This window comes from Pseudomonas sp. LS-2 (assembly GCF_003605735.1).
Taxonomy (GTDB): domain Bacteria; phylum Pseudomonadota; class Gammaproteobacteria; order Pseudomonadales; family Pseudomonadaceae; genus Aquipseudomonas.
Map to the genome: position 1 here is coordinate 39979 of NZ_QXTJ01000026.1, position 15979 is coordinate 55957.

Annotated in this window: 13 protein-coding genes; 3 read left to right on the forward strand and 10 right to left on the reverse strand. The window is 61.7% G+C overall.

Annotation, left to right across the window (positions count from 1 at the left end):
- Window positions 1-53: 53 nt before the first annotated feature.
- The 5 genes from D3M70_RS15075 to D3M70_RS15095 all read right to left on the reverse strand — a co-directional run bounded on the left by D3M70_RS15075 (window position 54) and on the right by D3M70_RS15095 (window position 6223).
- Window positions 54-1892 carry an amidohydrolase gene (locus tag D3M70_RS15075; RefSeq protein ID WP_120126826.1) on the reverse strand — a complete coding sequence of 613 codons (1839 nt, stop codon included), beginning with the start codon at window positions 1890-1892 and terminating at the stop codon, window positions 54-56.
- A gap of 133 nt (window positions 1893-2025) precedes the next feature.
- Complete coding sequence (locus D3M70_RS15080; RefSeq protein WP_120126532.1) at window positions 2026-2661, reverse strand: antibiotic biosynthesis monooxygenase; 636 nt, start codon at window positions 2659-2661, stop codon at window positions 2026-2028.
- A complete protein-coding gene (locus tag D3M70_RS15085; protein WP_120126533.1) occupies window positions 2654-3070 on the reverse strand; it encodes a DoxX family protein in 417 nt (138 codons plus the stop codon). Before D3M70_RS15085 ends, D3M70_RS15080 begins: the two co-directional genes overlap by 8 nt.
- A 441-nt stretch (window positions 3071-3511) precedes the next feature.
- Window positions 3512-4786: a glucarate dehydratase family protein gene (locus tag D3M70_RS15090; protein ID WP_120126534.1), complete on the reverse strand. Its 1275-nt coding sequence runs from the start codon at window positions 4784-4786 to the stop codon at window positions 3512-3514.
- Window positions 4787-4834: 48 nt separating this feature from the next.
- A complete protein-coding gene (locus tag D3M70_RS15095; protein ID WP_120126535.1) occupies window positions 4835-6223 on the reverse strand; it encodes an MFS transporter in 1389 nt (462 codons plus the stop codon).
- An 88-nt stretch (window positions 6224-6311) separates the two neighbouring features.
- On the opposite strand from D3M70_RS15095, the gene D3M70_RS15100 reads away from it, so the two are divergent.
- Complete coding sequence (locus D3M70_RS15100; RefSeq protein ID WP_120126536.1) at window positions 6312-7211, forward strand: LysR substrate-binding domain-containing protein; 900 nt, start codon at window positions 6312-6314, stop codon at window positions 7209-7211.
- Window positions 7212-7246: 35 nt separating this feature from the next.
- Here the strand turns inward: D3M70_RS15100 and D3M70_RS15105 are convergent, their stop codons facing one another.
- Complete coding sequence (locus D3M70_RS15105; protein ID WP_120126537.1) at window positions 7247-8536, reverse strand: MFS transporter; 1290 nt, start codon at window positions 8534-8536, stop codon at window positions 7247-7249.
- 340 nt (window positions 8537-8876) lie between these two features.
- Here D3M70_RS15105 and uxuA point away from each other — a divergent pair, with 340 nt between their 5' ends.
- Window positions 8877-9926, forward strand: coding sequence for a mannonate dehydratase (gene uxuA / locus D3M70_RS15110; RefSeq protein WP_120126538.1), 1050 nt, complete (start codon window positions 8877-8879; stop codon window positions 9924-9926).
- Window positions 9927-10030: 104 nt separating this feature from the next.
- On the opposite strand, the gene D3M70_RS15115 is transcribed toward uxuA, so the two are convergent.
- The 3 genes from D3M70_RS15115 to D3M70_RS15125 all read right to left on the reverse strand — a co-directional run bounded on the left by D3M70_RS15115 (window position 10031) and on the right by D3M70_RS15125 (window position 14106).
- Window positions 10031-10738: a FadR/GntR family transcriptional regulator gene (locus D3M70_RS15115; RefSeq protein WP_120126539.1), complete on the reverse strand. Its 708-nt coding sequence runs from the start codon at window positions 10736-10738 to the stop codon at window positions 10031-10033.
- A gap of 1079 nt (window positions 10739-11817) precedes the next feature.
- Entirely contained in the window at window positions 11818-12948 is a 1131-nt protein-coding gene (locus tag D3M70_RS15120) for a mannitol dehydrogenase family protein (RefSeq protein WP_120126540.1), read from the reverse strand.
- A 147-nt stretch (window positions 12949-13095) separates the two neighbouring features.
- A complete protein-coding gene (locus tag D3M70_RS15125; protein ID WP_120126541.1) occupies window positions 13096-14106 on the reverse strand; it encodes a zinc-binding alcohol dehydrogenase family protein in 1011 nt (336 codons plus the stop codon).
- A 249-nt stretch (window positions 14107-14355) separates the two neighbouring features.
- On the opposite strand from D3M70_RS15125, the gene D3M70_RS15130 reads away from it, so the two are divergent.
- Window positions 14356-14757 (forward strand): hypothetical protein, encoded by a 402-nt coding sequence (locus D3M70_RS15130; protein ID WP_120126542.1) that lies wholly within the window; start codon window positions 14356-14358, stop codon window positions 14755-14757.
- A 245-nt stretch (window positions 14758-15002) separates the two neighbouring features.
- Here the strand turns inward: D3M70_RS15130 and D3M70_RS15135 are convergent, their stop codons facing one another.
- The gene (locus D3M70_RS15135) at window positions 15003-15854 is read right to left on the reverse strand and encodes a DUF1989 domain-containing protein (RefSeq protein ID WP_120126543.1); all 852 of its coding nucleotides are present in this window, start codon (window positions 15852-15854) and stop codon (window positions 15003-15005) included.
- Window positions 15855-15979 lie beyond the last annotated feature (125 nt).

Here is a 15979-nt window from a genome sequence, read left to right on the forward strand (position 1 = left end):
TGCCTCGCCGACCATGGCCGGCGAGGCGTTTCATGCTCTTTGGGCCGCAGCTGTCAGAACGCGAAGCAGGAACAGCCGAACGCGCCCCAGAAACCCTGGAAGTCACTGACCGGCACTTTCGACATCCGCGCCTTGTCATGGCTGTGGGCATGGACGCCACACGGGCCGCTGCACTGGTGGACGGCTGCCGCCATCGGCGCACCCTGACGCCAGTGACCCGGCACCTTCGCCACCGGCGACCAGTCCGGCAGCACCGGCACGCTTGGCGGCGCCAGATCGTCAAACTCACCAGCGCCGTAGACGACCTTGCCGTCGACGATGGTCAAGACCGACTCGATCCACTTGATCGACTCTTCCGGCACGCTGAAGAAGTCCTGGGACAGGGCCACCACGTCCGCCAGTTGGCCGACCTTGATCTGGCCCTTCTTGCCCTGCTCGGAGGAGAACCAGGCGCTGCCACGGGTGAACAGCTCCAGCGCGGTCTCGCGAGACAGGCCTTCGGGATACAGTTCCAGACCGCCCACGGTGCGACCGCTGACCATCCAGTACAGCGAGGTCCACGGGTTGTAGCTGGAAACGCGGGTGGCGTCGGTGCCGGCGCCGACGGGCACGCCCTCGGCCAGCATGCGTTTGATCGGTGGCGTGTGCTCGCCGGCCTTGGCGCCGTAACGCTCGACGAAATACTCGCCCTGGAACGCCATGCGGTCCTGAATCGCGATACCGCCGCCCAGCGCCTTCACCCGCTCGATGTTCTTCGGCGTGATGGTTTCGCAGTGGTCGAAGAACCACGGAATGCCATTGAACGGGATCTCGCGATTGACTTTCTCGAACACGTCCAGCATGCGGGAAATCGACTCGTCGTAGGTGGCGTGCAAGCGGAACGGCCAGCGATGCTCGACCAGATGGCGCACCACCGGTTCAAGGTCCTGCTCCATGCCTGGCGGCAGGTCCGGACGTGGTTCCAGGAAGTCTTCGAAGTCGGCCGCCGAGAAGGTCAGCATCTCCCCCGCGCCGTTGTGGCGCAGGAAATCGTCGCCCTGGTGCAGCTTGACGGTGCTGGTCCAGTGCTTGAAGTCGTTGAGTTCTTCTTTGGGCTTCTGGGTGAACAGGTTGTAGGCGATGCGCACGGTCAGCTGTTTGGCTTCTGCCAGCTGAGTGATCACTTCGTAGTCGTCCGGGTAGTTCTGGAAACCGCCGCCAGCGTCGATGGCGCTGGTCAGGCCCAGACGGTTCAGCTCGCGCATGAACTGACGGGTCGAGTTGACCTGGTACTCCAGCGGCAGCTTCGGTCCCTTGGCCAGGGTCGAATACAGAATCATCGCGTTGGGCTTGGCCACCAGCATGCCGGTCGGGTCGCCATTGCTGTCACGCACGATCTCGCCACCCGGCGGGTTCGGCGTATCACGGGTGTAGCCGGCAACGCGCAGTGCCGCACGGTTGAGCAGTGCACGGTCATACAAGTGCAGCACGAACACCGGGGTATCGGGAGCGGCCTGGTTGAGTTCTTCCAGGGTCGGCATGCGCTTCTCGGCGAACTGGAATTCGTTCCAGCCACCCACCACCCTCACCCACTGCGGCGTCGGCGTGCGATCGGCCTGGGCTTTAAGCATGCGCAGCGCGTCAGCCAGTGAAGGCACGCCTTCCCAGCGCAGTTCCAGGTTGTAGTTCAGACCGCCACGGATCAGGTGCAGGTGCGAGTCGTTAAGCCCCGGAATCACCGTGCGCTTGTGCATGTCGATGACTTGGGTCGCGCTGCCGCGCAGGGACATGATCTGAGCATCGGTGCCGACCGCGACGAATTTGCCACCGCCGATCGCCACGGCGCTGGCGGTGGGGTTTTCCTTGTCAACCGTGTGAAAGTTACCGTTGTAGAGAATCAGATCGACGTTCATCGCGCCTCCGAGGGCAGAAGTTTTCGAAGCACCGACGGCAAAGCCGGTGACAGGTAGTGAAGTCAGGATCGCGGCGGCCGCGCTGAGCAGTGACCCTTTGGCCACGAAGCTGCGGCGATCCGGATCGTTGGGGTCATCCTTCATCCGTAAGGTCCTGGGAAACGGGTTGCGCACGAGCGTTGAGCCATGGCGCAAACAGTCGAGTGGCCAGCGGCATCAGCAGATAGACCACCAGCAGGACGATGGTCACGGTGACCAGCGCAGTACTGATCACGTAGTTGGCCAGCAGGGGGAACATCCGGAACACCGGCCCCCAGACCAACGGAATCATCAAGGTCAGCGGGCAGATCACCAGAAACGTCACGCAGGCCTGTTTCCAGCGCGGCGGCGGCGGGTTTTCGCTGGCGGGCACGAACCAGAATTCGTTGTGCGGGTTGACCTCGGTGAAGTCACCATCGGCCAGCATCGGCGACGCTTCGGCAACCAGTTCGCGGCGCTCGGCCGAGTTCAGCCAACTTTGCATGGCGTCGGTGGAGCAGAATCGCAGCACGCAGGTGAACATGTGCAGGCCGTCGGACTTGCCGCGGATCACGTCGACGCCCAGATGCCCCGGATAGGTCCCGGCAATCGCCACGACGCGGCGCAGCCAGGCTTCGTATTGAGCCTCCATCCCGAGTTTGGCGCGGTGCTTGACCACCAGGGTGACGATCTCGTCAGGGGACAGTTTCGCGGTCGGGAAAGTCTCGACGGACAGGGCGGAATCAGGCATAGCGTAACGCTCCGGGCAAACGAATATTGAGCGCCAGGCGGCCAGGCCCGGCGATCAGCACACTGGTAAAAATGATGATCAGCAACCAGCCGAACTGCCCCTGCTCCACGCTCCAGTCCCCATGCACCACGACCAGCGCAACCAGCAGCAAAAAGAGAATAGGCAGGCACGCCAATCGCGCCAGTACGCCGGTCAGAATCAGCAGCGGACACAGCACCTCGGCGAAGATCGCCATGCTCAGGGTCAGGCCTGCGCCCATATGAAAGGGGTCTTCGATCAGCGACAGCTGCGCCTTGAAGTCCAGCAGCTTGGGCAATCCGTGTACGAACAACAGGAACAGCGCCCCGCTGCCCCGCAGGAACAGCAGCCCCAGATCGGGCAGACAGTCATTGAAAGTCGAATAGCGCATCGCACACCAACGGGTTCATGAGGGCTCGTCACGGACGTGCAGCATCGGTGAAGAACGATGAAGCCATAGTGTCGCGGTGGGTTATCGAGGTATTGAACAGACGTGCTTCGAATGGCCGGTTTGTGCGTGCAGCAAGTAATACGAATTATTTCCAGACGGGCGGGTTCTGCATTGCCGAGGGCAGTGCTTGCGGGATCCGGCGTGCTGGCGATTGTGGGCTGCCTGCGAAGTCGATACGGATTGTTCCCCCGCACTGCGTGGGAATGCATCCCGTGACGCTCCGCGTCACAGCGCCAGCCGACGCAGAGCGTCGATCACTGCATTCGCGGCGCACGGGAACGATCAGTGGATGCAACACGACCCCGTAGCAGTCCGGCTTGCCGGCGGTGGCACCTCGAGCGATCAGCCCGACTGCCTACGCCATTCCGCAGGTCACTGCTTTCAATACCGCGGCTTGACGGCCTTCCACTCCGGCTTGTACTTCTGCATCTGCTTCACGTCATCACGGGAACGGATGCCGCAGGTCAGGAACTGGTCGTTGAGCTTGCCAAGTTGATCGTAGTCGAGCTCAAGACCCAGGCCCGGTTCGCGGGTGATCTTCACGCAACCGTCAACGATAGGCAATTTGCCGCCCTTGATCACTTCCTCGTCGGGCTCCTGCCACGGGTAGTGGGTGTCGCAGGCAAAGTCCAGATTCGGCACCGCAGCGGCGACATGCGCCATCGCCATGAGGCTGATGCCCAGATGCGAGTTGGAGTGCATGGATACGCCAAGCCCGAACGTCTCGCACATCTTCGCCAGCGCCTGAGTGTCGCGCAGGCCGCCCCAGTAATGGTGGTCGGCGAGGACGATCTGTACGCTGTTCTGCGCCACGCTGCGACGGAACTCGTCAAAATCGGTCACCACCATGTTGGTTGCCAACGGCAGCCCCGTGCGTTTATGCAGCTCGGCCATGCCTTCCAGACCCGGCGTCGGGTCTTCGTAATATTGAAGGTCGTCGCCGAGCAGCTCGGCCATGCGGATCGAGGTTTCAAGCGACCAGTTGCCGTTTGGGTCGATGCGCAGCGGATAGCCGGGAAATGCTTTTTTTAGCGCCTTGATGCAAGACACTTCGTGCTCCGGCTCCAGAGCGCCGGCCTTGAGCTTGATGCTCTTGAAACCGTAGGCCTCGATCATGCGTCTGGCCTGAGCGACGATCTGCACTTCGCTCAACGCCTCGCCCCAACTGTCCGGGGCGTAAGGCGAGTCGACATGCTGTGCGTATTTGAAGAACAGGTAAGCACTGAACGGCACCTGATCACGCGCCGCGCCACCCAACAGGTCTACCAGCGGCAGATTCATCGAACGCGCCTGCAGATCCAGGAACGCCACTTCAAATGCCGAATAGGCATTGCTTACCGCCTTGCTGGCATGGGAACCCGGCGCCAGCTCGGCACCGGCGACACTGGCAGGCTTGTTGGCTGCGACCGTGGCCTTGACCATCGCCTTGAGCTGCGCAAGGTTGAAGGGGTCCATACCAATCAATTGGCTCTGCAACTGTTGCTGGATCGCCAGCGCCGGGGCGTCGCCGTAGCTTTCACCCAGGCCGATGTATCCGTTGTCGCTTTCGACCTCGATGATCGAGCGCAGGGCAAAGGGCTCGTGAATACCGCTGGCGTTGAGCAATGGCGGATCACGAAAAGCAATCGGGGTGACAGTGACACGTGTGATTTTCAAAAGACTTCTCCCGGTCAATCAGGGTTTGAGGCTTGGCTTGAAGCTGACTTACTTGGCGGTGTGCAGTGCGACTGGCTCGTTGGCCGCCTCCTGGCCGCGTGTATCAAGGGGCTTTCCCGGTGACTCCCCCTTAGGCGTGGTACGGGCGAAGAAAATCACCACGGCCGCCACCAGCGAGGTGATGGCCAGGCCGTACATGCCGCCCTGAATCGAACCGGTGGTCTGCTCCAGAAAGCCGAACGCCGTGGGGGCGACGAAGCCACCGAGGTTCCCCACCGAGTTGATCAACGCGATGACCGCAGCCGCGATACGCGCATCCAGATAGCCTTGAGGAATCGGCCAGAACAGCGCCGAGGCTGCCTTGAAACCGATCGCGGCAAAACAGATGGCAACGAACGCGAATACCGGCCCGCCAATGGTCGACATGAACATCCCGCAGGCGGCGATCACTAACGTCACCGCTACCCACGCTTGCTGGTGCTTGAAGCGCGCCGCCAGCGCTGCGAAGCCATACATGGCGACGATGGAAATGATCCATGGGATCGAGTTGAACAGGCCGACCTGAAAGTCGCTCAGGCTGCCCATTTTCTTGATCATGCTCGGCAGCCAGAAGGTCGCGCCGTAGATGGTCAGTGCCACCGAGAAATAGATGAAGCAGAACAACAGGATCTGGCGGTCGGCGAGCAGCTTGAAGATCGACGGCTTGACGATCTGAGCCGCTTCACGGGCCCGCTGTTCCGCCTCAACAGCGCTGATCAGCGCGCTCTTCTCTTCTTCAGTCAACCATTTGGCCTCCCGAGGATGGGATTGCAGCCAGAACCAGACGAAACCGCAAAGAGCAATCGACGCAAATCCTTCGATCAGGAACATCCACTGCCAGCCGTGCAGGCTCAGTCCGTTGATACCGAGCAAGGCGCCGGAAACAGGGCCGGAAATCACCGAGGCCACCGCAGAACCGCTGAGAAAAATCGCCATCGCCTTGCCGCGCTCGCTCGAGGGCAACCATTGGGTGAAGTAATAAATGATGCCGGGAAAGAACCCCGCTTCTGCGGCGCCGAGGATGAAGCGCAGCACATAAAAGCTGGTCTCGCCCCTCACGAAGGCCATGGCCATTGCCGCCGCGCCCCAGGTGAACATGATCCGCGTCAGCCAGGCGCGGGCACCGAAGCGTTGCAGGAGCATGTTGGACGGGACTTCGAAGATCGCGTAACCGACGAAGAACAGGCCGGCGCCCAGACCATAGGCCGCTGCGCCGATGCCCAGATCGGTCTCCAGGTGGCTGCGCACGAAGCCGATGTTGACCCGGTCGATGTAGTTGACGATGAACATGATGACGAACAGCGGCAACACGTGGCGCTTGACCTTGACGGCCGCACGGGCCAGCACGGAGGGATCCGCCGTGGGATTCAGGGTATTCAAGAGGCAACTCCCGTTCATTGTTTTTTTGGGGATGAGCCGATGATGGACGCTGGTATTGTTCCCGTCTAATCTAGATTGACTGTTGATTGATACCCGGAATATATCAATGTTTGAACTGGCTCAATTGCGCTGCTTCACCACGGTGGCCACGGAACTCAACTTTCGCCGTGCCGCCGAGCGCCTGAACATGACCCAGCCGCCGCTCAGTCGGCAGATACAGTTACTGGAACATCATCTGGGCGTGTCGTTGTTTACCCGCAGCACGCGGAGCGTGGCGCTGACCGCCGCTGGCCGCGCGTTTTTCATCGAAGCCCAGACCCTGCTGGAACATGCGCATCAGGCCGCGATTGCCGCTCGGCGCTTTGCCGAAGGTGACATCGGTTCGGTGACCATCAGTTTCGTCGGCAGCGCGGTGTACGAGTTTCTGCCCAAGGTCATCGCCGAAGCGCGGCTCAAACAGCCTCACGTGAAAATTTCCCTGACCGAGATGAACACCTACTCACAGCACGAAGCGTTGCGCGCGCGACGCATCGATCTGGGGATCGTTCGTGCGCCGCTGCTGCAGCCGGGGTATGAGACTGAATGCCTGGTCCGCGAGCCCTTCGTGCTGGCAGTGCCGAGCAGTCACCCGCTGGCCACCGCCGAGACGGTGAGCGTGCAGGACCTGGATGCGCAACCGTTCCTGATGTACTCCCATTCCGCGTATCCGCCGTTCAACGAGTTGCTGACCGGCACCCTGCGATCGGCTCAAGTCACGCCCGAATACGTACAGTGGCTGGGCTCGTCGCTGACCATTCTGGCGTTGGTCAATGCGGGACTGGGCCTGGCGCTGGTGCCTCGTTGCGCGGCCAATGTGGTGTTCAAGGATGTTGTTTTTCGCGACATCGATCTGGGCGACGGGGTGCAGAGCGAGCTGCATCTGGTCTGGCGTTCGGACAATGACAACCCGGCGTGCAGGATGCTGCTGGAGGCGATACGGGCGGCAGTGAATGCAGAGAGCGCTTGAAGGGTGCGGCGCTTGCACGCCGCCCCCTTCAACCATTACATGCGCTGCGCGACGGTCGCCGCATCGGTGGCTGCGGGCTGATCCGGCGTGGTCGACAACGGCTCGATCTTGCCGACGATGAACAGGTAACTGAACGCGCCGAGCAGGGCGAAAGCACCTGCGGTCATCAACGGTGCGGTGAACGACCCATTGCCCATGACCAGCATGAAACCGGTGAAGGTGGTGATGAAAATCCCCGCCGTGTTAGAGGCGAAGTTCTGGATGCCGCCAATCGACGCCACGTGTGCCGGGGTCGGCGCCACGTCCGCCGGCAGGCACCAGATGCTCGCCCCGGCAAACGCCAGACTCGCGTAAGCCAGGCTGAAGAACCCCAGCATCGCATAAGTGTTGTCGGTGAACACCGAGAGCGAGATGCTCGACGACATCAGCATGCCGCCGACGATGCAGGTCTTGCGCGCGGCAGTCAGGCTCCAGCCGCGCCGATATAACGCATCGGAGGTCAGCCCGCCGATCCAGCCGCCGACGATAGAGGCGATGGCCGGAATCGTTCCCAGCGTGCCCAGGGACTTCAGCGAAAAACCGCGCTCGGTCACCAGATACGTCGGGAACCAGGTAATGAAGAAGTAGATCACGAAGTTCAGGCAGAAGAAGCCGAGCATCATGCCCCACAGGGTGCGGTGGCGGAACAGCGAGGCCCATTTGACCTTGGGCCGGGCCGCGACGGCAGCCACCTTGCCCGCTTCATGCTGCTCGATGGCGGCGACCGCTTGGGGCTCCCTGTAGATCAGGAACCAGCCGATCACCCAGATCACCCCGACGGCACCGGTGATGACGAACGAAGCGCGCCAGCCCCACAGTTCGATGATCAACGCCACGACCGGAATCGACAGCGCGGAGCCGACCCGTGAGCCGCTGTCGAAGATGCTGGTGGCGAAGCCGCGCTCCTTCACGTCGAACCACTGGCTCACGATCTTGGCGCAGGACGGATACGCCCCGGCCTCCCCCACGCCCAACATCAAGCGGCAGCCGAACATTGCCGCCAGGCTGCCGGCAGCGGCGGTCGCAGCCGTGAACAGCGACCACCAGGCCACCGCCAACGGCAGCGCGATCCTGGCGCCGACCTTGTCGACGAACCAGCCAAAGGGCATTTGCATCAGTGCGTAGGTCCAGAAGAAACCACTGAGCAACAGGCCCATTTGCCCTGAGCCCAGGCCGAGTTCTTTCTGGATGTAAGGGGCGGCCACCGCCAGGTTGGCCCTGTCGATGTAATTGATGGCAACGGCGAGAAAGCACAGAAAAATGACCAACCAACGACCTTTCTGCATAGCGAGTCCTCCTGATTATTTTTATGAGTAAGACTTCGTGCACGGTTCGGACAGGGGCAGGAACCCGATAGGCGAGTGACGGTTCCGGGGACTCTACGCCCCTTCACGAAATCGCAATTGGCCTGACCAAATATCCGGATGCAGCCGATACTAGACCCGAAAAGCAGGTTATGGAGATCAAGAGCACGATTTTTTCGCCACTTTTCTGCTGATCGGTCGGAATTTGCATAATTTGGCCTGACCAATCTATGCTCCGTTTCGCTGCCTGCCGGAACGCACCGGACGAGGCCGCTCGCGGTGCCCAAACCGCCACGACACTCATAACAACAAGGACTCAGCGATGAAGATGACCTTCCGTTGGTACGGGCAAAGCGACCCCGTGACCCTGCAGTACATCCGCCAGATCCCGGGCATGACCGGTGTGGTGTCAGCGATTTACGACATCCCCGTCGGCGATGTCTGGCCGCTGGAAAAAATCGCCGAACTCAAGGCCACGGTGAACAGCCATGGCCTGGAACTGGAGGTCATCGAGAGCGTGCCGGTGCACGAAGACATCAAGCGCGGACTGCCCAGTCGTGACCGCCTGATCGACAACTACGGCCAGACCCTGCGCAACCTCGCAGCCTGCGGGATCAAAGTGGTCTGCTACAACTTCATGCCCGTGTTCGACTGGACTCGTTCGACACTGGCGATGGAATTGCCCGATGGCTCGACCACCCTGGGGTTCGATGTGGCGGTCATTGAGCAGGCCAATCTGGATGACGGCATCAGCCTGCCGGGCTGGGACGTGAGCTATGAGCCTGAAACCCTGCGTGCGCTGATCACTGAATACGCGCAGGTCAGCGAGCAGACGTTGCGCGAGCGACTGGCGTATTTTCTGGAGCGCATCATTCCCGTCGCTCGCGAAGCCGGTATCAAGATGGCCCTGCACCCGGACGATCCGCCGCGCTCGATGTTCGGCATGCCACGGGTGGTGAAAAATCGCGAGGACCTGGCGCAGATCATGGCGATGGTCGAGGACCCGGCCAACGGCCTGACCCTGTGCTCCGGGTCGCTGGGCGCGGACCTGGGCAACGATATCCCGTCACTGGTCAGGGAGTTCGGCGGCCAGGGACGCATCCATTTCGCTCACCTGCGCAATGTGAAGGTCAATGAGGCTGGCGATTTCTACGAGACGGCTCACCGCTCGGCGGACGGCTCGCTGGACATGGCCGAGATCGTCAAGGCCTACGTGGAGACCGGCTTCGAAGGTTACTACCGCCCCGACCATGGCAGGATGATCTGGGGCGAAACCGGCAAACCGGGGTATGGCCTGTATGACCGGGCGTTGGGGGCTGTGTACCTGAACGGGTTGTGGGAAGGGATTCGCAAAAGCATGCCGACGCAGTGATCAACCTCCTGTAGCAGCGCGGCTTGCCGACGGTGGCGTCTTTGAAATCCTCACCGCCGGCAAGCCGGGCTGCTACAGGGGAGTGCAGTTGAAGCAAGAGGAAGTCACCCCTGCTCGGCATCCATCCCGTCCAGCCAGCGAGACTCGGACTTGCGCAGGTGCTCGCGCATGGCGGTCTGCGCGCCGATCAGATCGCGAGCCTGCACCGCTTGCAGGATCGCCTCGTGCTCGGCCACGGCCGTCGCCCAGGTTTCGCTGTTCTCGGACTGCTCGCTGACATGGGCGGTGAGCGGGCTGTAGCGTTCTTCGAACAGCGAAGTGATGATCCGCACCAAGGTCGAGTTGCCGCTCATCTTCGCCAGCCGCTGATGAAACTTGCGGTCGTCGCCCAGCGCTGGAATGCCCTTGATCGCACCTTCGCGCATCTTGTCGATGCAGGTCTGTAGATAACGGTAGTCGGCCTTGGTGCCGTGCAGGCAGGCGAGCATCACACTCTCGCCTTCGATCAGCGCCCGGGCCTGCATCAGTTCCGACGGGCTTTCGCCCAGGGTGCGGGTCTTGCCTTTGACCCCCAGCAGGTGTTCGCAGACGTAGATCCCCGAGCCCATTCGGATCTCGACACTGCCCTCGATCTCCAGCGCGATCAGCGCCTCACGCAGGGAGGGTCGGGACACGCCGAGCAACTGCGCCAGGTCCCGCTCAGGCGGCAAGCGGGAACCCGGCTTGATGCCATTCTTGCGAATATGTTCGCGCAGGCGGTCGGCAGTGATCTGGTAGAGGCGGCGTTCGGTAGGAAGGCTTGGCGCGGTCATGAATCGGGTTCCGTCAGTCTGCGCCGGAGCATATCACAGCCGTTGCGCAGACCTGTGGCGGCAGCAAAACCTGCGCATGCGGTGTGCCTGATGCACCGAGCTGGCTGATCCTACTGCCGGTGCCCGGCAGATCGCCGACAAGTCGGGCTCCCACGCCCTCCGGGCAGAAGCGGGATTGCGGTGTGGTTCGAGCTTTTGATTCTGGCCGAAGTCTGTGGGAGATTGCGGGCGAATGCGTAAGGTCTGTCACATTCACGTCGACTGACCCACCGCAATCGCGGGCAAGCGCGCTCCTACGATGTTTTGGCTCAATTCAAAAGCCCGGTAGGCCACAAAGCTGCGGTATTGCAGGAGACGCCGAACGGCTTCTGCCCGGAGGGCGTGGGAGCCAGACTTGTCGGCGATCTGGCGCGCAGCGGCAGCAAAACCTGCGCATGCGGTGTGCCTGATGCACCGAGCTGGCTGATCCTACTGCCGGTGCCCGGCAGATCGCCGACAAGGTGGAGCGCCACCCCGGTGGCTCCTACGCCCTCCGGGCAGAAGCGGGATCGCGGTGTGGCTCGAGCTTTGATTCTGGCGGAAGGCCGTGGGAACCGGCTTGCTGGCGAAGGCGCAGGGTCTGTCACATTGACGTCGACTGCCCCAACCGCAATCGCGGGCAAGCGCGCTCCTACGATGTTTTGGCTCAATTCAAAAGCCCGGTAGGCCACAAAGCTGCGGTATTGCAGGAGACGCCGAACGGCTTCTGCCCGGAGGGCGTGGGAGCCACCGGGGTGGCGCTCCACCTTGTCGGCGATCTGGCGCGCAGCGGCAGCAAAACCTGCGCATGCGGTGTGCCTGATGCACCGAGCTGGCTGATCCTACTGCCGGTGCCCGGCAGATCGCCGACAAGGTGGTGCGCCACCCCGGCGACCTCCCACGCCTTCGGCAGAAGCGGGATTGCGGTGTGGTTCGAGCTTTTCATGTCTAAACATACAAGCCGGCTGGCTGGCGAATGCGGTGGGTCAGCCCTTTCTATGGCGACTGACACTCTGCATTCGCCAGCAAGCCGGCTCCCACGAAGTTTGGTGGTGTGTCAGTCAGCGTTGCAGTGCGGACTTGAGCCTGGGCTGCTGCAATCCAGCGACCGCACGCCCCATCTCCACCACCGGCAAAAATCGCCGACGCTTCTTCTCCTCGTGGTTCTGCGCGATATCAGCGATGCGATGCGCAAGAAACGGATAGAGAAAGCGATCACGCACGCTGGCCAGGTAATCCCGTGCCTGCGCCCCCTGCCCCCTGGCCGCAAACACCGGCAGCACCTCTTGTTCCCACACCCCTTCAAGGCTCTGTCGCAATACGGGGTCCTGCATCGCTTGATACACCGTCTCATCGTTCGAACGCTCATCGACCCGCCAGCGCTCGGCGAGCCAAGTGTGCCCCAGGTTGAGCATGAACAACTTGAACTGCTCGTACTGCTCGAGCTGGTCCGTCACGACAATGCAGGGATGGGTGCAAGGCAGCAACAGCCCTTCCTGCCGCTCGATGGCCCAGATCGCGTAGGGTTCGGCGACGGCGCCCACCGGCCGAATGGGCTGGGAGACGATGCGATCGACCAGCGAGTTGGCCCAGCGACAGGTGTTGCGAAGGTACTGGATGAACGCCGCTTCGATATGCCAATCGGCCGCTAGCTCGATAATGAGATCGCGCAACACATCGCCGTTGCGCGATACCAGCTCGCAGGGGAACAGGGACAAGGGCGCGCGAGGATTCAACAGCCAGCGATCATGCAGCAACACCAGCAACTTGGCAGGAAAACTCACTGGCGCCGTGGCGTTCGCGGCCAGCAGCGAGGCGTTGTCCGAAGCGTCCAGCGCATAGCCTTTGTCGCCGGTGTTGGAGATCACCACCTGGACGTCCTTGACCATGGCCTGCCGAATCCGTTGCCAGTCCTGCGCCGCGTGAACCGCCGTCTGGATCGATGAAGACCAGCACTCTTGGTCGATCACATGGCCGTTGTCCATGCCCTGGATCCGCACCGGATAACCCGCCCCGCTCGCCAGCGCCTGAACCCGTTGCGTGCTGTCGGCGCTGCCGGTGGTCTGCACCACAGTGACCTTGCCCAGCGCCTCGCCCTTGGACAGCGCCTGGGAGATGAACAGATCGGCATGGGCCTGAAGGAACCGGCTGGTACCGAATTGCAGAATAGGGGTAAACATTGCATCGCTCACACAAAGATCCTTCTGATCAAAACCTGAATCAGACCCACCGCTTTCCTGTAGCCGTCCGGCTCGCCGGCGGTGGCAATCCCAAGAACGCCACCGCCGGCAAGCAGTGCTGCTACAAAGGCCGCCTCGAACAATCGAACGCGGCAGGTTTCAGCACTCGATAATCGCCTTGACCACGCCTTGAGCCGGATCAAGCAACGTCTGAAAGCGCTCGGTCACTTCATCCAGCTTCATGCGATGCGTGTTGAGCGCCGCATCAGGAATCAACCCTTCGCGCAGGCATTGCTCGACATACCGAAAATCGTCGACCGTGGCGTTGCGGCTGCCCATCAACGTCGCTTCGCGCTTGTGGAATTCCGGATCGGAGAAGCTGATGGTGTCGCGCACGATGGACACCAGCACGTACTTGCCGCCGTGGGCGATGAACTCGAAACCGCGCTCCATGGCCCTGGCATTACCGGTCGCGTCGAATACCACATCGAAGAATTCGCCGTGGGTGATGCGCTCCAGTTCCGACTTGTCGCTGTCGCCGATCAGCACCGCCGAGTCCACCTGCAAATGCGCCCGACAAAACGCCAGCCGATCCTCGCGGGTGTCCAGCACCGTGACCTGTGCCCCGCGCAGTCGGGAAAAGATCGCCACCGCCATGCCGATCGGACCGGTGCCGACCACCAGCGCGCGTTGCCCTTTTTGAATATCGGAGCGGCGCACGGCATGGGCGCCAATGGACAGAAATTCGATCATCGCCGCCTGATCCAGCGAGACGCCATTGGCCTTGAGCACAAAGGCGTGGGGCAAACTCAGGTATTCGGTGAAGGCGCCGTCGCGGTGCACGCCCAGTACCTGAATGCGCACACAGCAGTTGGTCTTGCCCTGACGACAGGCGATGCAGTCGCCGCAGGACAGATAGGGCATCACGTACACCACGTCGCCCGCTTCCAGCCCGCTGCCCGCCTCGCTTTGCTCGACGACGCCGGAGAACTCGTGGCCCATGACCCGGGGGTATTCCAGAAATGGCTGATTGCCGTTGAAGATGTGCAGATCGGTGCCACACACACCGACGCGCTTGATCCGCACCAGTGTCTCCCCCGGCGCGCGTTCGGGCTTGCGACGATCCTGAACCCGCAAGGAACCTGGCTTTTCACAGACGACTGTAAGCATGCTTTCTCTCCAGACCAGATGCCCCGGTCATTGCGTACCGGGCGTGATCCATTGTTGTTGTGAGGCTGGAAGAGCCGACCTGATCAGGTGCGGCGCCGCTGGAAAAAAGCTACACAGCGATTGCGTAATTGGCAAGACCAATTAAACAGTTTTAGGGATTGGCCTTACCGAATCACTCGCCGACAAATGCAGGTCACCTGCCGACAGCCGGCTGTAAATCCTCGATGGGCATCGCTATGATCGGACCCCATGACGCCCACACTGCCGATTCGCTCACCCTGCCCGCCCGGCGCCTGCATCTGCGACCGAGACCGCCTGCTGGAAACGCCCGGCACGGACACGCGCATCCTCTGCCTGACCCGTCAGGAAGAAAAACGCCTGCTCGAACGACTGGAAAATATCGCCAGCCTGGCCGATCTGGAGCACCTGCAGCGGCGCATGTTCGATCAACTGGGCATTCGACTGGCAATCGCCCCCGGCTTCAACGAAGTGCGCAGCATGCGCGGCATTGCCATCGACATCGCCGAACTCCCCGGCATGTGCCGCAAGACCCGCTCGGCAATCCCGGCTGCGATCCGCCGGGGCCTGGAGAAAAACCCGGAAATCGCCTACAGCCTGCTCAACGCCCACGACTTGTTGCGCGATGCGTGAATCGCCGGCCTGCTCAGCGCTGCCTGCCGTGTGTGAGATTTTCTTTCCCGACCTGTCGATTTGAAAAAAATCAGCGCCGGTTGACCTCGAACCTGGCGATGATGTGCCTGGAGAACCAGGGCGTGGTCTCGAAGAATCGTCGCAAACAGTATGGGTATGCGGTGCCCGATGGAGTGTTCGATTCCATCGAACAGCAAACCGGGCGGCTGCTGTCCGACAGCGAAGAACCGAGCTCGTCCGAGTCGTTACTTCTCCCAATCCGCTTTGGCGATCTTCAAACCATGCAAGCCGTTGTAGCGGGCGCGTTCAGGCTGTTCCCAGCCTTGCAGCAGCGTTGGGTCAAGGTCGTAGATTTCAACACCCAGCGGCCGGCACACGCTCAGCGGGTCCTGCGCCTCGGGTCCCCACATCGGCAATGACAGGTCGCCGCCCGGACAGGTCGACAACGCACACAGCAGGTCGATTTCCGCGAAGAACTCCAGATAATCGCCCTTCTGCGCCGGGCAGGCTTTCATGAAGTACATGTCGTCGTGATTCAGGCCCGTGCACTGGAAAATGTTCAGCACATCATGCACGTCGAACTCCGTCAGGCCGTGGGGCAGCACCGCGCGGGTCAGGTTGGAGTGGCAATGATGATGGAAGTCTTCGCCGGTCAGCATCTTGTTCACGTAAGGGTCGCAGCGAGTGCCGAGCAAGTCGTGCAGGCGGCCGCCATGCTCATCGATGCCGTAGCTGGCGAGGCTGTCGTCGGTGATGGTGACCATCGGCCGCAGGAACGGCAGGTTGGACCACAGGCGATCGTGGGTGGTGACGTGAGCGCCCTGTAGTTGACGGGTCCGCGCCGCCCACATGCGTTCGCGCGGGTCGTTGGCGTTCCATACGTTGAAGTCACCGACCTGCGGGCCGACCGGTGTGGTGACACGGAACACCTGCCCGGCCTTGACCTTCCATGCGCGCCCGGTGCGAATCGGCACTTCGAATTGCTCGACCAGTGTGCGGCGATCCTGGCCCTCGCGAATGCGCTCATAGAACGCGGTATCGACCTGCAGGGCAGCGCCTTTGCTGACCTGGTAAGCGGCCGGATAATCTTTGTACATGGCAATCTCCTGACGTCTTGATAATCCCGTAATTGAACGGCTTGCCGGCGGTGGCGATTTCGCAAACGCCGCCGCTGGCAAGCCATGCTGCTACAGAGGCGAGTTCGGGCGGGTGTGGATCAGCA